At 65.7% G+C, this 20,114-nt stretch carries 23 protein-coding genes; 9 read left to right on the top strand and 14 right to left on the bottom strand.

Annotated features, from left to right (window positions below):
* Nucleotides 1-3: 3 nt before the first annotated feature.
* Complete coding sequence (locus MUG95_RS05980; protein ID WP_247010162.1) at nt 4-1,047, bottom strand: enolase-like domain-containing protein; 1,044 nt, start codon at nt 1,045-1,047, stop codon at nt 4-6.
* 86 nt (nt 1,048-1,133) lie between these two features.
* Between MUG95_RS05980 and MUG95_RS05975 the strand changes: the two genes are divergently transcribed.
* The gene (locus tag MUG95_RS05975; protein ID WP_247010161.1) at nt 1,134-1,283 is read left to right on the top strand and encodes a 50S ribosomal protein L40e; all 150 of its coding nucleotides are present in this window, start codon (nt 1,134-1,136) and stop codon (nt 1,281-1,283) included.
* Between the two features lie 9 nt (nt 1,284-1,292).
* On the opposite strand, the gene MUG95_RS05970 is transcribed toward MUG95_RS05975, so the two are convergent.
* Entirely contained in the window at nt 1,293-1,904 is a 612-nt protein-coding gene (locus MUG95_RS05970; protein ID WP_247010160.1) for an MBL fold metallo-hydrolase, read from the bottom strand.
* Nucleotides 1,905-1,982: 78 nt separating this feature from the next.
* Between MUG95_RS05970 and MUG95_RS05965 the strand changes: the two genes are divergently transcribed.
* Genes MUG95_RS05965 through hisH form a run of 5 tightly spaced genes read left to right on the top strand, consistent with a single transcriptional unit; the run spans nt 1,983 to nt 4,283 of the window.
* Nucleotides 1,983-2,174, top strand: coding sequence for a DUF5786 family protein (locus MUG95_RS05965; RefSeq protein WP_247010159.1), 192 nt, complete (start codon nt 1,983-1,985; stop codon nt 2,172-2,174).
* The gene (locus MUG95_RS05960; protein ID WP_247010158.1) at nt 2,171-2,731 is read left to right on the top strand and encodes an endonuclease dU; all 561 of its coding nucleotides are present in this window, start codon (nt 2,171-2,173) and stop codon (nt 2,729-2,731) included. The genes MUG95_RS05965 and MUG95_RS05960 overlap by 4 nt, the downstream gene beginning before the upstream one ends.
* A 33-nt stretch (nt 2,732-2,764) precedes the next feature.
* Nucleotides 2,765-3,349, top strand: coding sequence for a uracil-DNA glycosylase (locus tag MUG95_RS05955; RefSeq protein WP_247010157.1), 585 nt, complete (start codon nt 2,765-2,767; stop codon nt 3,347-3,349).
* Between the two features lie 42 nt (nt 3,350-3,391).
* Nucleotides 3,392-3,550 carry a hypothetical protein gene (locus MUG95_RS05950; protein WP_247010156.1) on the top strand — a complete coding sequence of 53 codons (159 nt, stop codon included), beginning with the start codon at nt 3,392-3,394 and terminating at the stop codon, nt 3,548-3,550.
* Nucleotides 3,551-3,578: 28 nt separating this feature from the next.
* Complete coding sequence (gene hisH / locus MUG95_RS05945) at nt 3,579-4,283, top strand: imidazole glycerol phosphate synthase subunit HisH (RefSeq protein WP_247010155.1); 705 nt, start codon at nt 3,579-3,581, stop codon at nt 4,281-4,283.
* Nucleotides 4,284-4,369: 86 nt separating this feature from the next.
* On the opposite strand, the gene MUG95_RS05940 is transcribed toward hisH, so the two are convergent.
* From MUG95_RS05940 to truA, 5 genes are all read right to left on the bottom strand, one after another.
* Nucleotides 4,370-6,229: a PAS domain S-box protein gene (locus MUG95_RS05940; protein ID WP_247010154.1), complete on the bottom strand. Its 1,860-nt coding sequence runs from the start codon at nt 6,227-6,229 to the stop codon at nt 4,370-4,372.
* A gap of 152 nt (nt 6,230-6,381) precedes the next feature.
* On the bottom strand, nt 6,382-7,845 hold the full coding sequence (locus MUG95_RS05935) for an ATPase domain-containing protein (protein ID WP_256463869.1): 1,464 nt from the start codon (nt 7,843-7,845) through the stop codon (nt 6,382-6,384).
* A 139-nt stretch (nt 7,846-7,984) separates the two neighbouring features.
* Nucleotides 7,985-9,205 carry a proteasome-activating nucleotidase Pan2 gene (pan2, locus tag MUG95_RS05930; RefSeq protein ID WP_247010152.1) on the bottom strand — a complete coding sequence of 407 codons (1,221 nt, stop codon included), beginning with the start codon at nt 9,203-9,205 and terminating at the stop codon, nt 7,985-7,987.
* A gap of 87 nt (nt 9,206-9,292) precedes the next feature.
* A complete protein-coding gene (gene pepF / locus MUG95_RS05925; RefSeq protein WP_247010151.1) occupies nt 9,293-11,083 on the bottom strand; it encodes an oligoendopeptidase F in 1,791 nt (596 codons plus the stop codon).
* 43 nt (nt 11,084-11,126) lie between these two features.
* Entirely contained in the window at nt 11,127-11,930 is an 804-nt protein-coding gene (gene truA, locus MUG95_RS05920) for a tRNA pseudouridine(38-40) synthase TruA (protein ID WP_247010150.1), read from the bottom strand.
* Between the two features lie 81 nt (nt 11,931-12,011).
* Here truA and MUG95_RS05915 point away from each other — a divergent pair, with 81 nt between their 5' ends.
* Entirely contained in the window at nt 12,012-12,446 is a 435-nt protein-coding gene (locus MUG95_RS05915) for a universal stress protein (RefSeq protein WP_247010149.1), read from the top strand.
* Nucleotides 12,447-12,488: 42 nt separating this feature from the next.
* Here the strand turns inward: MUG95_RS05915 and hisS are convergent, their stop codons facing one another.
* A complete protein-coding gene (hisS, locus tag MUG95_RS05910; protein ID WP_247010148.1) occupies nt 12,489-13,793 on the bottom strand; it encodes a histidine--tRNA ligase in 1,305 nt (434 codons plus the stop codon).
* 87 nt (nt 13,794-13,880) lie between these two features.
* Here hisS and MUG95_RS05905 point away from each other — a divergent pair, with 87 nt between their 5' ends.
* Nucleotides 13,881-14,099, top strand: a complete 219-nt coding sequence (locus MUG95_RS05905; protein ID WP_247010147.1) for a DUF8015 family protein — start codon at nt 13,881-13,883, stop codon at nt 14,097-14,099.
* 4 nt (nt 14,100-14,103) lie between these two features.
* Here the strand turns inward: MUG95_RS05905 and MUG95_RS05900 are convergent, their stop codons facing one another.
* The 5 genes from MUG95_RS05900 to MUG95_RS05880 all read right to left on the bottom strand — a co-directional run bounded on the left by MUG95_RS05900 (nt 14,104) and on the right by MUG95_RS05880 (nt 18,535).
* Nucleotides 14,104-14,700 carry a DUF7411 family protein gene (locus MUG95_RS05900; RefSeq protein WP_247010146.1) on the bottom strand — a complete coding sequence of 199 codons (597 nt, stop codon included), beginning with the start codon at nt 14,698-14,700 and terminating at the stop codon, nt 14,104-14,106.
* On the bottom strand, nt 14,701-15,057 hold the full coding sequence (locus tag MUG95_RS05895; RefSeq protein WP_247010145.1) for a DNA-binding protein: 357 nt from the start codon (nt 15,055-15,057) through the stop codon (nt 14,701-14,703). It abuts the gene before it with no gap.
* 48 nt (nt 15,058-15,105) lie between these two features.
* Nucleotides 15,106-16,758: a histidine kinase N-terminal 7TM domain-containing protein gene (locus MUG95_RS05890; protein WP_247010144.1), complete on the bottom strand. Its 1,653-nt coding sequence runs from the start codon at nt 16,756-16,758 to the stop codon at nt 15,106-15,108.
* A gap of 208 nt (nt 16,759-16,966) precedes the next feature.
* A complete protein-coding gene (locus tag MUG95_RS05885) occupies nt 16,967-17,428 on the bottom strand; it encodes a 30S ribosomal protein S19e (protein WP_247010143.1) in 462 nt (153 codons plus the stop codon).
* A gap of 66 nt (nt 17,429-17,494) precedes the next feature.
* Nucleotides 17,495-18,535: a lysylphosphatidylglycerol synthase transmembrane domain-containing protein gene (locus tag MUG95_RS05880; RefSeq protein WP_247010142.1), complete on the bottom strand. Its 1,041-nt coding sequence runs from the start codon at nt 18,533-18,535 to the stop codon at nt 17,495-17,497.
* A gap of 99 nt (nt 18,536-18,634) precedes the next feature.
* Here MUG95_RS05880 and thiL point away from each other — a divergent pair, with 99 nt between their 5' ends.
* Nucleotides 18,635-19,510, top strand: coding sequence for a thiamine-phosphate kinase (gene thiL, locus MUG95_RS05875; protein ID WP_247010141.1), 876 nt, complete (start codon nt 18,635-18,637; stop codon nt 19,508-19,510).
* Between the two features lie 133 nt (nt 19,511-19,643).
* Here the strand turns inward: thiL and MUG95_RS05870 are convergent, their stop codons facing one another.
* A complete protein-coding gene (locus MUG95_RS05870) occupies nt 19,644-19,883 on the bottom strand; it encodes a DUF7123 family protein (protein ID WP_247010140.1) in 240 nt (79 codons plus the stop codon).
* Between the last annotated feature and the right edge of the window lie 231 nt (nt 19,884-20,114).

Genomic DNA, 20,114 nt, shown 5'->3' with positions numbered 1-20,114 from the left:
GGGTCAGCCCCACTCGAAACCGCTCGGGTCCTCCGGTGGGTCGAGTGGGCTCTCCGGCAGGTCCGGGGGCACCTCCGGGTCGTTGTAACCGCCGGGAGCCACGTCGTTCGGACTCCCGGGGTAGAACAGCGAGGCCAGCGCGTGGAGGTGCTGGCGACCGACGCCGAGTTCGAACTGGCCGCCGCCGTAGAGGGTCACGTCCCGCCGTCTGCAGTACTCGATGGTGTCGAGCAGGGATTCGAGACTCCCGAACCGCGAGGGCTTGATGTTCAGCCACGAGGGCTGGAAGGGCAACTCGCGGACGCTCTCGACGCCGGTAATCGGCGCGTCCCACGACACCCTGTCCTCGTAGTCCGCCAGTATCGCCTCCGTCTCGTCCGTCAGCGCGGGGTCCTCCAGCACGGCGTCGGGGAACACCGCCGCCACCGTCCGGTAGAGGTCGGGGTCCGCCGGGGAGTCAACCTCCGTGCCCTCGTACTGCCCTTTCAAATCGAGGATGCGGACGGGGGCGAGTGCCGCCACGTCGTCGGCCAACTCGCGGCTCCACTCCGTCGTCGGGTCGAGTTTGAACGCCGCGTCCGGGTACTCGGCGAGCAGTCGCTCCAGTCGGTCGGTCGTCGGCGGGTCGCCGAGGCGGGTGCTGACGACGAACTCGACGGGGTCGTAGGACCGACCGAGTGCCGACGCGAGGTCCGTGTCGGCCTGCTTGAGTGCCAAATCGAGTGCCGCGCTCTCGAAAGCCCACTGCCGGTAGTGTCGGAAATCTTCGCGCTCGGGTGCCGAGGGGAACAGGTCGCGCTCGCCGACCACGTCGGAGAACTCGGCTATCGTGTACTCACCGGCGAGGGTCGGCGGCCCGGCGGCTCGGAACTCCTCGTGGAGGTCTGTCTCGTATGTCACGTCCTCGCCGCGCCCCGTCTCGTCCGCACCGTGCAGGGACACGGTTGTCGTCGCGCGCGCGAACCCGCTCGACGTGTCCCGCTCGTGCCCCGAGAGCGTCACTGACTCGACCGTCAGCGATAGGTCGGCCAGTCTGTCGAACAACATGCCCCGGCGTACGAGACCGGTCCACAAAACTCTCCCTGTCCGTCCGACTCGGAAATCTTAAACCGCGGCGGGCGAAACCCGGAGGTATGGCTACGTTCGAGGCGGCAGAGGACCGAATCCTCGCGAAGATGATTTGCATGCGGTGTAACGCGCGCAACCCCGGCCGGGCCGACCGCTGCCGGAAGTGTGGCTACGGCAACCTTCGACCGAAGAACCGCGAACGCAACACCGCCTGAACTCCGGATTCACTCGTCCGGATACTTCGGCTCGCGCTTTTCTGCCCGCTCGAGTGCCGTCTCTATCACGTCGCGCACGTCGCCGTGGAAGGTGTCCCCGTGCCCTGCGTACATGTGTTCGATACCCTCGGGAAGCCGGTCCAGTAACTCGCGGATGCTCTCGACGAGTCGCTCGCGGGACTGCCCGGCCATGTCCGTCCGGCCGAACGACCCGTAGTCGAACGCGCCGTCGTCGTGGACGACCACGTCGCCACTGAACAGACTCACCTCACCCACGAGGGAGACGTGGTCGTCGGCGTGGCCCGGCGTGTACACCACGTCGCAGGCTTCGTCGCCGACGAACACTTGGTCGCCGTCGTTCAGTTCGACCGTCTGCCGCGGGTGGTCGGCGTAGGCGTACAGGTCGGCGTCGAAGGCGTCGAGGACGGCGTCGAGTTGCCCGACGTGGTCGCCGTGCTGGTGGGTGAGAACGACTGCGTCGAGCGTGTCGGTGTGGTCGCGGACCACGTCGACGACACCGTCCATCATCCCCGCGTCGACGAGGACGGAGCGGTCCCCGTGCGCGAGGTACGCGTTGCAGGTGAACGTCTCGGCTCCCGCGGTTACGTTCGTCACGTCCATATCCGTGTCTCGGCCGGGATGCCCATCAGGGTACCGGGCGGCGGGATACTTTTAGGCGTGCAACTGTAATGAACAGACATGGGGTTCGGGAGCTACGACGAGTCCGAACAGGACAATCAGGAGTACGACACTGATTTCGACGGCGACGACGGCGTATCCACAGCCGAGAACACACACGAGGGCGACGTCGAGTACGAGTTCAGTGCTAGTAACGACGAACTCCTCGACAAACTCAAAGACATCAAAGAGGACGAACGAGAGAACACGTGAAACCCGGCGTCCGCGCGCTGGGCGTCGCGGAGTCGTTCACTGACGACCGGAGTACGATAGCCGGGGCCGTCGTCCGCGCCGACCGGGTGACCGACGGCTTCGCGTTCACCGACTGCACCGTCGGCGGTACCGACGCCACCGACGCCGTTCTCGAACTCACCGATTTTCTCGACCGCGAGGACGTACAGTACCTCTTGGTGTCCGGTATCGCACTCGCGTGGTTCAACGTCCTCGACCTCACGCGAATCCACGAGGGGACCGACCGCCCCGTCGTCTCCGTCACCTACGAGGCGAGCGACGGCCTCGAACCCGCCCTCCGGGAGGCCTTCGAGGGTCCGGCCCTCGAAACGCGACTCGCCACCTACCGGGCGCAACCGGCACGCGAACGGGTCTCCCTCGGCGACGACACCGTGTTCGTCAGGAACGTCGGCCTCCCGGACGCCGAGGCCGCAGAGGTCGTGCGTGGCTTCACGCCCGGGGGTGGCCGACCGGAACCGCTCCGGGTCGCACGACTCGCCGCCCGGGCGGCCGACCAGTTCCGGGCCGCGGCGGACTGACGGGTTTTTGCCGCCGCCGCCCGGAGCGGGTGCATGGACCGGATGGACGGCCTCTGTGTCACCGACTGCACGCGCTGTCCCGCGCTGGTGGAGTCCCGCACGCAGATAGTCGACGGCGTCGGCCCGGCGGACGCGGCCCTGTTGTTCGTCGGCGAGGGACCGGGGGCCAACGAGGACGAACAGGGCGAACCGTTCGTCGGTCGGAGCGGCACCGTTCTGGACGACGCGCTCCGGGACGCCGGACTGGCCCGCGAGGACGTGCGCATCACGAACTGCGTGCGCTGTCGCCCCCCGGAGAACCGCGACCCGACGAGTGAGGAACTGGCGAACTGCCGGGGCTATCTCGACGCCGAAATCGACGCAGTCGACCCCGCGGTCATCGTCACGCTTGGAAAAGTGCCGAGCGAACACCTGCTCGACCGGGACGTGGCCGTCACGGGTGAGGCAGGCGAGTTGTTCGACGTTCCCATCGCTGGCGAGACGCGCCGGGTGTTGGTCTGTGTTCACCCGGCGGCGACCCTGTACGACCGGAGTCAAGCCGAGACGTTCGAGTCGGCCGTCCGGCGGGCCGCCGACTTCGCGGACGGCGGCGGCCAGTCGAGCCTCGGCGACTTCTGACCGGCGACAGACTTTTGAATCCATAATGAATAATAATGCTGTATGTCGGCAGAAATCGAATCGGACCGCGGGGCCGTCGTAGTTCTTGAACGCCTCTGTACGTCTGGCAACGAACAGGCTTGCAAAACCCTCGAACGACTGTGTGAGGACGGCACGTCAGTTGCCTGCCGGAACGTGCGTTCGACCGCCGAACGGAACTGATTTTTCCCGGCCGGCTGAAGTGGCGTCCATGAGCCAATCTACACAGACGACGGCCGAGGTGGTCGTCGTCGACTACGGTCTCGGGAACCTCCGAAGCGTCACCCGAGGGCTGGAGCGTGCCGGGGCTGGCGTGACGCTCGTGGACGACCCGGGCGCGCTCGACAGTGCCGACGGCATCGTCCTGCCGGGCGTCGGCGCGTTCAGCGAGGGCATGGAGAACGCCGGGCCGTTCCGGGCCGCGCTGGCCGACGCCGCCGACGAGGGTACGCCGCTGTTCGGCATCTGCCTCGGAATGCAGATGCTGCTGACGACGAGCGAGGAGGCCGACCACGCCGGACAGGGCGAGGCCGAAGGGCTAGACCTGATTCCGGGCACGAACCGCCGTTTCAGCGAGGGACAGAAGGTCCCGCACATGGGCTGGAACAGTCTCGACGTACAGCGTGACCACCCGCTGGTGGACGGAATCGACAGCGTGGCGTCGGAGACGCCACGGGCAGACGGAACCGCGCGAGGCGGTTCCGTCGACGGCCAGTACGCCTACTTCGTCCACTCTTACTACGCCGCACCCGAGGACGACCACGCCGTCGTCGCAACGACGGACTACGAGCAGGCGTTCCCGAGCATCGTCGCCGACGAGTCCGGGACCGTCTTCGGCACGCAGTTCCACCCCGAGAAGTCCGGCGAGACGGGACTGCGAATCCTGCGGAACTTCGTGGACATCTGTACGGCGTAAACACCGGGACGCCCGCTGCCGGACGAGCGAGCGGCGCGGAACCGGCCGCCAGACGGACTGGCCCGTCTGGGACTACGCCGTCCGAGTCACGTCTCCGCTCTCGGAAGTTCCAGCCGTATGACGTTCCCTCGCGGCGAGTTCTCTGCAACGTCTATGCTGCCGTTCGACCGTGTGACGATGAGCCTGACTAGCCACAGCCCCAACCCACTCCCGTGGCGTAACTCCGTCTGAACCTCTGGTTCGGAGTCCAACAGGATTTGTCGCTCTATCTCGGGAATCTGTGGTCCGGTATCGGCGATGCTGATACAGACAGTCTCGCCGGTCTCCTCGACGGTGATTTCAACTTCGGACGACGACGCGTCGGTGTGAGTGGCCGCGTTCGTGACTACCTCTCTGACCCCCTCGTCGAACTCTTCTGATGCGACTACAGCCACGTCCTCGGGACACGCAACGTCGATTGTGCAACGGGGGTGGTCGGCCCGGACCTCGTCCGCAACGTACCGAAGCAGTACCGGAATATCGAACTCTAATTGCCGCGGCCTATCACGCAGGAGTGAAGTGATAGCCTTCTCTTTCTCGGCCATCGCCAGCAAGTCGTTGCTCGCCTCGATTATCTGCTCGGCCGACTCCGCGACCGCGGTCGACGCATGGGACTGGATGCTCTCTGCGTGCCCGCGAATCACGTTCATATCGTTGCGCAGAGTGTGTCGCAGTGTGCGGTCGAGTACACCTAACTGTCGTAAGCGTTCCTTTCGTTCGGTGACTTCCTGCTGGAAGCCGACCCAATTGATGACTGTCCCAGTGGCGTCCCTGACAGGGGCAATTTCGAGGTGGTTCCAGAATTCCGTCCCGTTTTTCCGGTAGTTCCGAAGCTCTATCGAAATCGGTTCTTCTGCGTCGATTGCCGCACGAATTCGGCCGACACGCTCGGGGTCCGTGTCCTCGCCCTGCAGGAACCGACAGTTCCGCCCGACAGCGTACGAACGCGAGTAGCCGGTCATTTCGGAGAACGCATCGTTGACGTAAATCATCGGATTGTGGTCGCGAGAGGGGTCGGTGATGGTAATCCCGACCGGCGTCTCCTCGATGGCGTGGGTCCGCCGCTTGAGTGTCTCCTCCCGTTCTCTGCGCTCGGTGATATCTTTCTGGACGGCGACGACCGCACTCACGTCGCCGCCCTCCGACACCGGCGCGACCGTCTGTGCGGCGGTGTACGACTCGCCGTCTTTCCGTTCGTCGACGATGTCTCCCTCCCAGACCTCACCGTTACGAATCGTCTCGTGGAGTTCTTGGAAGTACTCCTCCGACTCGATTCCTGGATGAACGAGGCTGACGTCCGCCCCGACCGCCTCGGCACGCGTGTACCCGGTCATCTCCTCGAACGCGTCGTTGACGTACTTGATGATACCGTCCGTGTCCGTGATGTAGATGGCGTGCCCGGTCGACTCGACGGCCTGTTGGAACAGTCTGAGCTCCGCGTTCTGTCTCTGTGTCGTGATGGACTGGTTACGCAGGCGAAGGAGCGACTGGATTCGCCACTCGAGTTCGGTCTGCCGAATCGGGAGCGAGACGATTTCGTCGATAGTCGTCGGAAAGACGTTGTCGGCGATGTCCCCCTCGTCGGTTTCGATGACGTCCGACCGTGTCTCCGGGAGCAAGAGGAGCACGGGCAGGAGTACGGGTTCCGAGTCTGCCTTCGCCGTCTTCAATTCCTCTCGGTACTCTTGGAGTGTTCCCCCGTCGATGATACAGAGGTCGAAGTCGGCCTCGAACGGACTCGACGTGCCTTCGACTGCCTCGTAGCTCTCGTGGTCGGTGAGCCACTCGAGGAGGACTCGCTGATTCCCGCTGTCGGCCACGAGTGGCAAAATACTCGTCGAACTGTCGGTTTCGGCACCTGTCTCGCCCCGGGTTCCGACGAGGTCAGACAGTTCGTTTGTTTCCATCGTTCACCTCTATCGCGTTCGGACCGGGCCACCCCTCCTGTTCTCCGGGAGTGACTCGTCCCCGTGACCGTTCTGCGCTGGCGGGACTGGTGGTGCCACAGGCCGACGTCGATACCACGCTACTGGCTGTGAGTGCCGGCGTCATGGGTCCGTCACTCACCCCCCTCGGTCCAGTTCGGTGTCCCGGTCAGGATACCACGGAGGTTCGAGAGCGACTCGCCGACCTGTAACCCGTCGCCCGTGACTTCCAGCCGTCGGAGTTGGTTCTCGAAGTCGCTCGTCCGCATCTTGAGGACCCCGATTACCTTCTGGAGCGTTCCTCTGTGCTCGACGTGGCGAAGGACGAGGATGTTGTCCGCGAGGTAACTCGTCCCCTTCTCAGTGGCGCGGAACTCGCCGGTTATCTGGTGGACCTCGTTACTGACGATGCCAGTCACACCCATGTTGCGGAGATACCGGCCGATGGTCACGAGGTGTGCCATCGGGTCGGAGCCGACACCACGAAGCGACCGCTTGAATCCGCTGGTCCCGTCTATCATCACGAGTTCGGCGTCCTCGTCTTCGACTGCTGTCCGAACCCGGTGTGTGAATTCGTTGATAGAGAGGACTCCCGGCCCTATCTCCTCGATTGCGAGCATCCCTCGGTCGACCATGTCGGCGAGCGGGATACCGATCGCCTCCGCACGACTCATCAGCGTATGACGGTCTTCTTCGAAGTTGTAGAGAACGGTCTTGTGGCCCTGTTTGGCGGCTTCACTCAGGAACTGGATGCCTGTCGTCGTCTTGCCGACACCAGTGGGCCCACTGAGAAACGTTACCGTTCCCGTTGGAAGCCCTCCCTTCAGTAAGTCGTCTAACTCGGGAACGCCCGAGGAGAGCGTCGTTGAAGTGAACTCTCGGCCGTGTCGGTTGGGGTTGAGCTGTGGCCACGCCTCCATTCCGGCATCGGAGATCTGGAGCGTGTGATGTCCGCGCGCGACAGAGGACCCGCGGAACTTCGACACGCGAACCGTCCTGTGATTTGGTTGTTTTTCGATGTTGATGACGGCGTCGACGAGGAACTGCAGGTCGTCGTCGGGCATCGAATCCGCGGCCTGTGAGGTCAACAGGACCGTCGCGCCGATGTCCCTGAGGAAGTCCAAGAGTCCGAGAATCTGTGTGCGAAACTGGTGTTCGTCCGGTGTGAGGTACTTGAACTCGGTGGCCGGGTCGACGACGACCCGGTCAGGGTCCACCGCTTCGACGCGCGAGCGAATGTCCTCGACCAGCGACGGTGCTTCGACGTCCTCCGACCGGAACAGCGTGTACGTTTCCTCGTCTTGGAACCGGTCACCTGAAGGGGAGAGGTCGAGAAATTCGAGGGCATCGGCGTCGAATCCGAAGCCACGGGCGGTCGACCGGACGTACTCATCGGGTTCCCCGAGGTTGACGTAGAGTGCCGTCTCGTCGGCGTCGGCAGCAGCGAGAAAGTGGAGTGTAAATATCGACTTTCCCGAACCGGGTGGCCCCCGGACGAGCGTCGCGGAGTCGGCCAATAAACCACCACCAAGGACTGCATCTACACCGTTGATTCCAGTAGTACGGCGGTCTTGTCGGTGCTGATTCTGTCCGCTCATACAGTGAGTGGGTGACCGAGGTCATTAACTATTGGTGTCGTTTACCAAACACGATAAACCCGGGTGGTCGTTAACCTCGCTGGCTTTCGCTCCGGGTCGGCACCAGTGCGGATGGGTAATCGCGAGCGACGAGCGCGCGTCAGTAGAACGCGATAGGCCCGGTGTCCTCGGTGTCGGCTTCGGTCACCTTCTCGATGGCGTCCTCGAAGTCGACGGTTCTGACATCGGTGCGACCGTCCCGGATGGCGAACATCCCGGCCTCCGTCGCCAGCGAGGCGAGTTCCGCGCCGCTGAACCCGTCGGTCTCGGCGGCAATCGCGCCGAGGTCGACGCTGTCGGCGAGCGTCATCGCTTCGGTGTGGATTTCGAGGATGCGTTCCCGACCCTCGATGTCCGGTTCGGGGACTTCGATGAGGCGGTCGAACCGGCCGGGGCGCAGAATCGCGCGGTCGAGCATGTCGAAGCGGTTGGTGGCGGCGATGATGCGAATCTCGCCGCGGTCCTCGAAGCCGTCCATCTCGCTGAGCAGTTGCATCATCGTCCGCTGGACCTCCGCGTCCCCGCTGGTCTTGGACTCGGTCCGCTTGGCCGCGATGGCGTCTATCTCGTCGATGAAGATGATGGCGGGTTCCCGCTCGGAGGCCAACTCGAAGAGGTCGCGCACGAGGCGCGCGCCCTCGCCGATGAACTTCCGAACGAGTTCCGAGCCGGCCATCTTGATGAACGTGGCGTCGGTCTGGTTGGCGACGGCCTTGGCCAGCATCGTCTTGCCCGTCCCCGGCGGCCCGTGCAGGAGCACCCCGCTCGGCGGGTCGATGCCGATTTCGCGGAACTGCTCGGCGTTGACGAGTGGTTCCTCGACGGCCTCCCGGACTTCGAGAATCTGCTCTTCGAGGCCGCCGATGTCGTCGTAGGCAACGGCGGGTGAGGCGTCGACCTCCATGGCCTGTGCCCGGGCGTCGGTTTCGGCCTCCAGCATCGCTTGCACGCTGAACGAGTCGTTGATGGCGACGCGGTCACCGGCTTCGAGGTCCTCGCGGAGCTGTGGGGACACCTCCGTCAGCACCTCCTGATTGTTGCCGTGCTGTTTGACGACGACGCCCTCGTCGGTGAGTTCCTCGGCCGTAGCGACGTACAGCGAGGACGTTTTGAGCGTCTCGTTCTCTCGTTCGAGGTGGTCGACTTCCTCACGGAGTTCGCTCCGCTGCTCGCGGGCTGACTCCAGTTGTTCGGCCAACTCCTCGTTCACCTGTTCCAACTTCACGAAGTGCTCCCGCAACGCGTCCAGCCGTTCGGCAGGGGACATATCGGGGTCGAGGTCCAGCCGGGGCCGGTCCGGGAGCGACGGACTCCGGGACATCTGACTGACGAGCTTAAGGTACGCACGTAAAAGGGCCTTTGGGTCCCGGCCATCCTCCCGCTCGGCGGCAAAACCGACAGCGGGCGGTCAGGTCAGCGACGCGAACTCGTCGAGGTACTCGTCGTACACGTCGAGTGCCGACTCCACAGGGTCGGGCGAGGCCATGTCGACGCCCGCGCCACGGAGGAGTTCCAAGGGGTACTCCCGGGAGCCGTTCCGCAGGAACTCGACGTACCGCTCGGCGGCCGGTTCGCCCTCCGAGAGGATGCTGTCGACCAGTGCGACGGCCGCGCTGATGCCCGTCGCGTACTGGTAGACGTAGAACGCCCGGTAGAAGTGCGGGATGCGCATCCACTCGCGAGCGATGCGGTCGTCGACGACCGCTGGCTCGTAGTAATCCGACTTGAGGTCCAGATACAACTCGTCCAGTCGGTCCGGGGTGAGTGCCTCGCCGGCCTCGGAAAGTTCGTGGGTGCGGTGTTCGAACTCGGCGAACATCGTCTGCCGGTACAGCGTCGAGCGGAACCGTTCGAGGTACTCGTTGAGGACGTGTCGACGGAGACGCTCGTCCTCGACGGTGTCGAGCAGGTGGTGGGTCAACAACGTCTCGTTGACCGTCGAGGCCACCTCGGCGACGAATATTTCGTAGCCGGAGTAGACGTATGGCTGTTCCTCGCTGGTGAGTTGGGTGTGCAACGAGTGGCCGAGTTCGTGGGCCAGCGTGTACATCGACGACACGTCGTCTTGGTAGTTCAGCAGGATGTACGGCTGTGAGTCGTACGTGCCGCCGCTGTATGCTCCGGACTGTTTGCCGTCGGTTTCGTACACGTCGACCCAACGGGAGTCCAGCCCCTCGGCAAGCCGTGACTGGTAGTCCTCGCCCAGCGGTGCGACGGCCTCGGTGACGTACTCGCACGCCTCCTCGTAGGGGATTTCGGGGCTCTCGCCCTCGACCATCGGGACGTAGAGGTCCCACATCCGCAACTCGTCGGCACCGATGGCCTCCCGCTTCAACTCTGCGTGTCGGTGGAGGGTGTCGAGGTTCTCCCGCACTGTGTCGACGAGGTTGTCGTACACCGTGACGGGGATGTTCGGCTCGTCGAGTGCGGCCTCGCGTGCGGTGTCGTAGTCCCGTGCCCGTGCGAGTTTGCTGTCGGTCTTGACGCTGTTCTTGTAGGCCGCACCGACGGCGTTTCGTACAGTCTCCCACTCGTCGTAGAACTGCTCGTACACGTCCGCGCGGAACGCCCGGTCCGGGTGTTTCTGGAGCGTCGTGAAGTTGTTGAGCGTGATTCGCTTTTGTTCCCCGTCGGGCGTCTCGACCGCAGGGAACTCCATGTCCGCGTTCGCGAGCATGTTGTACACCTCGCCGGGTGCCCCGGTGACTTCCCCCAACTCGGCGAGCAGGTTCTCCACTTCGGCCGAGCGGGTGTGGTCTTTCATCCGCAACACGTCGTCGAAGTAGTGGTCGTACTCCGCGAGGTCTGACTCCGCCGCGACGAACTCGTCGACGTCTTCGTGGCTCAACTCCTGTAGCTCGGGTTCGATGAACGATGCCGCGCTCTGGGCGTCCGAAGACAGTGACTGTGCCCGTGCCAGCAGTGCCTGATAGTGGCCGTCGGCCGTGTCCTCGTCCCGCCGCATCCGTGCGTATGACACCACGCTCGACACCTCGCGCATGACTTCTTCGCGCAGTTCGAGTACCTCAAGGAGCGTCGCCGCGTCGTCGGTAACGCTACCCTCGTAGGCACGAAGGTCGTCCAGTCGTGCCTCGACTTCCTCGTAGGCTTGCTCCCACGCCTCGTCGTCGGCGTAGAGGTCCGTGAGGTCCCACTTGTAGGACTCCTCGATGTCGCCGCGGTCCGGTACCGAACTCATGACCCGTCGTAGGGTCGGCGGCGGCGTAAGCGCGTCGGTGGCGTCACCCGAGCGAGTCCGAGATGGCTCCCGCGACGCGTGCCCGTGCCGCGTGTTCGACGTGTCGTTCCTCGAACACCGCTCGCGCGCTCGCCGCCGCGTCGGCGTCACGCTCGAAGGTGAGGCTGGGATAGGTCACGTCCTGCAGTATCAGCGGGTGCGCGGGAGCGGGCGGGATGCCCTCGGGTCCCGGCAGGGGGTCCGAAGCGAGTGCGCGCTCGACCGCGGCCACGTCTCTGTCCCCCCGGCCGACGGCGGCGACGAGCGAGACGACCCGGCGGACGAGTTGCCGGGCGAACCCGCCCGCTTCGAGGGTGACGACCAGAAAGTCACCGTCACGGACGAGCGACCCGTCGAGGGTCCGCACCGTGCCGTCGTGGTCGGGCGTCAGGTTGTGGAAGTCGTGTTCCCCGCGGAGGCCGTCCAACGCGGCCCGCGCCCGGGCGTCGGCCACCATCGTTTCGGGTGCGTAGAGGTGGTACACGTAAGTCCGGGCCGCCGCGTCGTGTGTCGCGTGGAACCTCTCGGGTGCGGCGGCGGCGGCCCACGCCCGGACGCCCGCCGGGAGTTCGCTGTTGAACGCCGCCGGAGTCAGCCACTCGGGGGCCTCGAACGCGACGGTCTGTGCGAGCGCGGAGACGCCGGCGTCCGTGCGCCCGGCGGCCGCGTAGCCGGGGGGCGTCTCCGCGTCGGTCACGCCGAGTGTTCCGAGTGCGTCGAGCAGTTCGTCCTCGACGGTGGGCACGTCCGGTTGTCGTTGGAACCCGGCGTACGGTCGACCGTCGTAGGCAACGCGGTACGCGCGCATACGTCCTGTCGGCGATACCGAGCGTTCAGCGTTGTGGTTCCGCGGGTACAATTAAGTGGGCGGGTGGCGGGATACACACGTATGTATCACGTACTGCTCGCAGTCAGCGGCGACCACGAGTCGACACCCCACGACCTCGTCGAACTCGTGACCGACCTCCCGTCGGCCACCGAGGAGGTCGAAGTCACGATTCTGAACGTCTTCGAGGAGTTCGAAGTGAAAGACGAGGGGGGGTCCGTCTCCTCCAAGGATCTTTACGAGGACTCGGCGACCCCCGACGCCGTCATCGGCGTCCGAGACCGACTAGAAGATGCCGGTATCCCCACGTCGCTCCGGCGCGAACACGGCGACCCGGGCGAGGAGATACTCGCAGTCGCGGACGACCTCGACGTCGACGCTATCGTCGTCCAGGGACGCAAACGCTCGCCGGTCGGAAAGGCTCTGTTCGGGAGCGTCACGCAGGGCATCCTGCTCGACTCGACGCGGCCGGTGTTCGTCTCGACACCCGGGGAGTAAGCGGACCAGTCCCTGTCGACCGGGAACGACGGGCGACCCTGCTCACGCGAAGTCGTCGTAGGTCGGCCGGTCGCGGGTGCCCGGGAACTCGGCGAGGGGCACCTGTGTCTGCTCGCCCGAGGCCATGTTCTTGACCGTCACGGCGTCGTCGGCGAGGTCCTGTTCGCCGACGATGACCACCGTCTCGGCCCCCACGGAGTCGGCGTAGTCCAACTGCGCGCCGAAACTCCGCCCGGCGATGTCCGTCTCGACGACGTGGCCCCGGTCGCGCAACTCGCGGGTGATGCGGGCGGCCACCTCACGAGTGTCGCCGACACGCAGGACGTAGTAGTCCGTCGTGCCGGCGTCGTCGGGCCAGACCCCGGCGCGCTGACAGAGCAGGGAGAGGGGTGCGAGACCGGGTGCGACGCCGACGGCGGGGGTCGGTTGCCCGCCGAAACTCTCGATGAGGTCGTCGTACCGCCCGCCGCCGAACACCGACCGCGAGATGTCGCCCGTGGAGTCGAAACACTCGAAGACGACGCCGGTGTAGTAGTCCAGTCCCCGCGCCGTCTCCAGCGAGAGCGTACAGAACTCGCGCGCGCCGAAGTCGGCCGCCGCGTCGAGGACCGCCTGCAGGTTCGTCACGGCGTCCTCGACCCGGTCGGTTCCGGCGAACGCGACCAGTTCGTCCAGCTCCTCCTCGCCGACGGCGAGCAACTCGTCGAACTCGACGGCTTGGTCGGCCGTCAACCCCGCGTCGACGAGCAAGTCGTGGTACTCCTGCTGGTCTATCTTCGCGGACTTGTCGACGGCGCGGATGGCTTCGCGCGTGTCCACGTCGGCGTCGAAGGCATCGAGCAGGCCACCGAGGATGTCTCGGTGGGAGACGCGGAACTCGAAGTCATCGCCGGTCAGTCCGAGCGCGGTCAGTGCGTCGGCGGCGAACGCGAGGATTTCGGCGTCGGCGGACGGGTCGGCCGACCCGAAGATGTCGACGTTCGTCTGGTAGAACTCCCGGAACCGGCCTTGCTGGACCTGCTCGTACCGCCAGAACGGTCGGGTCGAGACCCACTTGATGGGTTTGGTCAGTTCCTGCTGTTTGGCGACGACCATCCGGGCGACGGTCGGTGTCAACTCCGGCGTCAGTGCCACCTCCCGGTCGCCCTTGTCGGTGAAGGCGTACAGTTCCTCGACGATTTCCTCGCCGCTCTTGTCGGTGTACAGTTCGGTCCGCTCCAGTGCCGGGGTGCCGATTTCCCGGAACCCGTACTGGCGGGCTGTCTCCTCGATGCGGTCGATGACCGCACGACGCGGCCCCATTTCGTCGGGGTAGAAATCACGGAAGCCCTTGAGGTGGTCGTACATGCCCCGAGGTTCGGCGCAACCGCGCTTGAAACTGTCCCTCCCGACCCGCGAGCACAGGTTTTTGCGCACTGGCGTTGTAGTCGTCGTATGGGATATACGTGGAAGTACTACGACCTCGTGCTGGTCGCCATCGCGCTCAGTATCGGGGCTGGGGTCGGCGTCGGACTGATGACACGGGTCGCACTCACCCTCTCCGTATCGGCGTTCAGCGTCCTCGCAATCGTCGTCCTCGTCCACGGCCTGTTCGTGAACGGGCCGGTCGACGGACCCGACGACCTCGCGGAAGAAGTGGAGACGCTGAACTGACCGCTCACTCCTCGCGCAACCCCACCACACGGGTCTGGTCGTGGGCGGGGAACACCTCGGCGACCGTCGTGTCCTCGTACTCCTCGCGGATGAGTGCCCGGAGTTCCGCCTCGTAGTCGCCCTTCGGCAAGTCCTCGCTCGGGCCGACTTCGACCTCTAGGTTCGCGTCCACGAGTGCGTCGACGGCACTCCGGCCGAACCCCGACAGCGGCGCGAGGTAGTCGACGCCGTGGCGGTCTTCGAGGCTCTGTGCTTGTGCCCGCGAGACGGTCGGCACCCGGTCGTCACGCCGGGTGCCGTCCGCGACGGCGTCGAACTCCCGGGCGGCGACGACTTCGAGCGCGTGGTCGTGGACTTGCTGGATGCCGTTGCGTGGGAACCCGTCCTCGACCATCTGCGCGACGGCTTCGCGGGCCACGTCCGCTTCCAGTTCGACGGTCTCGACCGGAAAGCCGACGGCTTCGCCGGCCGCACGCGCGTGTGCGACCGCGTCGGTGATGCCGAACGTCGTCGTCACGAGTGTCACGTCGTAAAACGAGTCGAGCAGAAGCGCGGCGAGCGTCGAGTCTTTCCCGCCGCTGTAGAGGAGGGCGGCGTCCATCTACCGCCGCTCGATGTCGAAACTCTTCGAGTCGGGCTTCAACTCCGAGAGGAGTTGTTTCATCTTCTCCTCGTCTATCTTCCCCTGGATGCGCCCGCTCTGTGCCAGCGCGACCACCTGCTGTTCGACCTTCTCGCCGAACTGTGGTTTCGACATCTTGACCGTGTTCAGCCGCTTGCGCGCACCGTCGGTGAGGTGCTGGCGGAGCAGGGCCTTCTTCTGGGCCTCTGCCTGCTCGCGCTGGGCCTCACGGCCCCCCTCACCGCCGCCACCGCCGCCTTGCTGTTGCTCGCGCAGTTGCTCCATCTTCTTCTGTCGAAGCCGTTCGAGTTCCTCGTCGTCGGGTTCGCCACTCATGACTACCCGGTAGTTGTCGCTTCGAGTGGAAAATTGTAACGGACCACCTCACTCGGCTTCGACACTCGGCCTCGCGTTCGTTCCCGACTGTCGGACCCGGGCGTCGTCGACGACGAGCGCGAACGCACTGCTGTCCGCGACGGTGCAGGTCCAGCCGTGGACTTGCGCGAGCGTTCTCACCTTCGGGAGTGCCATCCCCGCCTCCGCGTGCGGGACTGCGTCCCCGTAGTCGAACACCTCGTCGGTCTCCGCCACGGCCGGGCCGCCGTAGTACGTGATGCTGAACCCATCGTCCCGAACCGTCACGACGACCGATTCCGTCCCCGTGACGGCCGCGAACTCGAAGGCACTCCCGAACAGTTCTTCGAGACGCGCGCCGTCGGCCGCGACTTCCCCGTCGCCGTCGATAGTGAGCGTCGTCTCGGTGCTGTCGTGCTGGTTCCACGCACTCTCGACGGCCCGTCGGATGTCCACGAACCCGTACTCCTCGGCCGTCTTCCCGTAGCGGGCGACGACCGAGAGGTCGTCGACGATGTCCCGCATCTGGTCCGCCGTCTCGGAGGCGGTGCCGAGCGAGTCCCGCGCCGTCTCGACATCGCCCCGGTCCAGTGCGGCCCCCGCCACCTCGACGCGACCGCTGACGACCTGCAACGAGTTGTTGAGTTCGTGCCGGATACCGGCCGCGAAGTCCTCGAGTTGCTGGTTGTGCCGGGCGAGTTCGCGTCGCTGACGTTCCGTTTCGGTTATATCGGTGAACATCACGATACCCCCGAGGTCGTTCTGCTCGACGCTGAACGACGTCGTCCCGGCGAGGTAGTACCGCGTCTCCCCGTCTTCGCGCGTTTCGAGCACCGGGCGGTCCTCGTCCAGACACCCCGCGAGGCGGTCCACGGACTCCGCTGGCTCACCGAGTGACCCCGCCAGTTCGGGAACCACCGACAGTGCCTGCTCGTTGAACTCGCGTATCACCCCGTCCTCGTCGAGGAAGACGACGGCCTCGTCGACGCCGCTCGTCACCTGTACCGCGAGGAACCGCTCCTCGAAGACGAACAGGACGCCGACGGCGAAGGCGGCCACGCCGATTGGCTCGTAGTTGATTTCGACCAGTATGTCGCTCGCCGCGGCGACGAGGTCGAACGCGACGGGGAGGCCAGTCAGACTGATGATGCCGGCGAGATAGCGCGTGTCGTACCCCGCCTCGGTGAACTCCTCGAACAGCATGAAGAAGCCGACGGCGGACAGGGAGTAGGATAGTCCCGTCACGACCCAGTGGAGCGGCTGGTGGCGGACCGCGAGGTGGACGAACGGGTCCGCGACCATCTGTGTCGCGTAGTACTGGCCGTGTATCGGATTGGTCAACTTCACCACCGTGACGAGCGCGTAGACACCGACCGCGAGCCACCGAATGCGGGGGTCACGGTGGAGTTCCCGGCCCGTGTACGCCGAACAGAAGTACAGCCACGCACCGACCGTGGACAGGCCGACGATGAGGCCGACGACGTAACTCGCGCTCCGGAACGCCTCGAACGGCCCGACGAGCAGACCGACGTTGGCCGCCGCCCACGCACCGCTTCCGGCGAGTAGTGCAACCAGACCGTACCGCGTCTCCGTATCCTCGACGCGCCGCGCTCGGGGGAGACTCGCGAAGCACGCGAGTGCCGCACCGCCGAACGCGACGACGTAGTGTATTGTCGTGAACACTCGACTGTCACCGTACCGGGACTAATGCGTGTATGGGACTGACACAAAAATACCTTTCTTCGATATTCGTGGCCGATACAGCGCGTGTAGCGGTTGTTTTCTCAGACAAGAATGTTGGCTAAAAATGTGTACTGGTGATGATACGTGGCTGGCGCACGGACGGACGAGCGGCTGCTGGGGGCGTGGCGAAACGAGGAGAAACGACCGATTAGGCGTACCGTTCGAGTTCGGGACGGTCGAGGTCGGCGAGTACGTCGCTCGCGGTGTTGTCGAGGAGCGCGCGGCCCTCGCCGGTGACGTTCCGGCCTTCGCCCTGTGCGATTTCGATGTAGCCGGCGTCTTCGAGTTGCTGGAGGATGGTCCGGATGATGTTTCCGGACCCACTGGTCGTCTGTGGCGGGCGGACGCGGTAGCGGGTCGTGCCCTGTTTTGCGTCGCCGTAGCGGGTTTCGAGACGGGAGACGCCGACGGGGCCGTTGATAGCGACCGTCCGGAGGAGGCTGGCGGCGCGTCGCTGCCAGAAGTCCTCCTGCTCGGGGGGTAGTTCGCGGCCGACGCCAGCCTTGGTGAACTGTGCCCAGTCGGGTGCCTCGATGCTGTCCTCCTCGGCGAGTTCCTCGGCGACCGCCTCGATGAGGTCTTCGGCGGGCGCGTCGTAGAGTGTCGTCATTGCCCTACCGTTCCGCCCCGCATCATAAAAGCGCGTCGTTAGCCACTCGCCCCCTGTCCCGCGGTGTCACTCCCCGCCGAGTCGTTGTTGACCGCGCCGCGCGCCGAGGGCCGCGGCCGTCCCGCCGCCGACGAACGTGGGGAGCCAGTACGTCGCGCTCCGGTGGAGGACGACGGCGGCACTGGCCGTCGCCGCCGGCATCCCGGTCGTCGAAACCAGCAGGACGACGAACGCCGCCTCGATGCCGCCGAGTCCGCCGGGCAGTGGCGTGATGCCCGCAATCGACCCGACGGGGATGACGAGCAACACCGCGGCGAACGGGACGGCGTAGCCGAGCGCGAGCGTCGAGAGCCACAGCGAGACCGACAGCGCGAGCCACCCGCTCAGCGAACACCCGACGGCCGCGACGACCGTTCGCCGACTCGCCGCGACGCGGTCGATGGCGGCGAAGAACCCCTCGATGCGGTCCGCGACGACGCCCGGACTCGGCTCGGACCGCCCCGGCACGAGGCGACTGAGCGTCCGGACGACCGGCGTGAACAAGCGCGCAACGACCGCCTCCATCTCGAAGCGGTACCGCCAGCCCAGATACGCGGCTACGGGAATCGCGAGCACTAGCACGCCGACGGCGACGGCGGCGATGCGGAGGTTCCGCCCGAGCGAGACAGTCCCCAGAAGCACCGTCGTGAGGCCCACCGCCGCGAGGCCCACCGACGGGAGGAAGTGGAGCGCGTCGACCGACGCGATTGCCGCGAGCCCCGTCTCGTACTCGCTGTCGGCCGCCTCCGAGATGAGGAGTGCCGAGAGCGGTTCACCTCCCGCCTGCCCGAACGGCGTCACGTTGTTCGAGAACACCGCCGCCGAGAACACGAGGACGGCCATCGGTGCCGACACCGGCGTCCCGAGGACGCGCAGGACGGTGTACAGCGCGAGTCCCCACGACGAGAGCCAGACGAAGGCGACGGGGACGAGCAGGGCCACGATTCGCAGGTCCGCGCCCGCGAGTACGTCGAGCACTTCCCCCACCCCCACGAACCAGAAGAGAATCACCAGCACGACGACGGCGGCGGCGAAGCCAAGCACCGTCGCGCTCCGGTCGCCATTCATCGCCCGGGTGTCGCGTCCGCCCGCGCTTGAAGCCACCGACTGTGGCGTGAGTGTCGCCCCTCCGAGGACTCTTTAGTGACCAGGTTCCGAAGATGGCACATGGACGAACGGGCGGTGCTGACACTTGTGGCCGACGCGCTGCCCGCGGCGGGCGACGACGCGGCCGTACTGGACGGACAGGTCCTCACGACCGACATGCTCCACGAGACGACCGACTTCCCGACGGGGACCACCCGCTACACCGCCGGGTGGCGGGCCGTCGGCGCGTCACTCTCCGACGTGGCCGCGATGGGGGCGGCGGCGACGGCGGCCGTCGCCGTCTACGCCGCGCCCGAGTTCGAGGAGACGGCTGTCCGTGCGTTCCTCGACGGTGCCCGAGATGTCTGTGCGGCCGTCGGTGCCGAGTACGTCGGCGGTGACCTGGACCAACACGAGGAGTTCACCGTCGCCACGACGGCACTCGGTGCGACCGACGCGCCGGTCCGCCGCACCGGCGCGACCCCCGGCGACGCAGTCTGTGTCACCGGGACGCTCGGGCGGAGCGGCGCGGCCCTGCGACTGTTCGAGCGCGGCGAGACGGCGCGGGCCAACGACCTGTTCCAGTTTACGCCCCGCGTGGCCGCCGGACAGGTCGTCGCGTCGCACGCGACGGCGATGCTCGACTCCAGCGACGGCCTCGCCCGGTCGCTCCACCAACTCGCCGAGGCGAGCGACTGCGGCGTGGCCATCGACTCGCCGCTCCCCATCGACGACGCCGTCCGTGCCGTCGCGGACGACCGCCGCGAAGTCCGGGAACTCGGTGCGTTCTTCGGCGAGGACTTCGAACTCGTGTTCACCGTCCCAGACGACGCGGTGGCCGACGTGCAGGCGGCGTGTGACGTGCCCGTCACGCGAATCGGCGAGATGACTGCCGATAGTACCGTCACGCTCGACGGCGACCCGTTGCCTGACCGCGGCTACACGCACGGCGGGTGAGAGCGGGCCAGCGACGTGACTACAGTTGGTAGAGGCGCGATCGAGCGACGACGCGGTGTGACTGTGACGGGTACTGACGGCCGTGGGAACTGCTAGAATGAGCGGTCTCGACGGGGGCGGGCGGTCACTGGCGTCAGGCCGGCTCGATGCGCCACGTCGTCGCGCTCGTGTACGACCACTTCTCGACTTCGAGTTCGGTGGCCGAGTCTTTCAACTTGACCATCAGCGCGCCGATTTCCTTGGGGGAGAGACCGACCTCGTCGGCGATGAACTTGCTCTTGAAGTACACCTCGCCGTCGGAGGCCTTTTGCTTCAGGTACGACTTGAGCCGTTCTTCCTTACTGTCGGCGGAGGGCTTCGTGGTTGCGCTCATGACTGACACCTCGATTCGCCCTACCCACTGTGGTCTCATATAAAGGGGCGAACCTTCGGGTCGATTCGGTGCGTTTAGCGTCACTTCGACCCATTCCACGGGTGAATCGGCGAAAAATACACCTTTTACGAACTGTCGAGAGGAGCTTAGACATTTTATAAACGCTTCTGAGGATTTATCGGGCATCTTATCCTCACTCTCTCAGTCCGGGTGGGGCCACGCGCCCGGTTT

The organism is Halorientalis litorea (assembly GCF_023028225.1).
Lineage (GTDB): Archaea > Halobacteriota > Halobacteria > Halobacteriales > Haloarculaceae > Halorientalis > Halorientalis litorea.
This window is presented reverse-complemented; position numbering and strand designations above follow the sequence as displayed.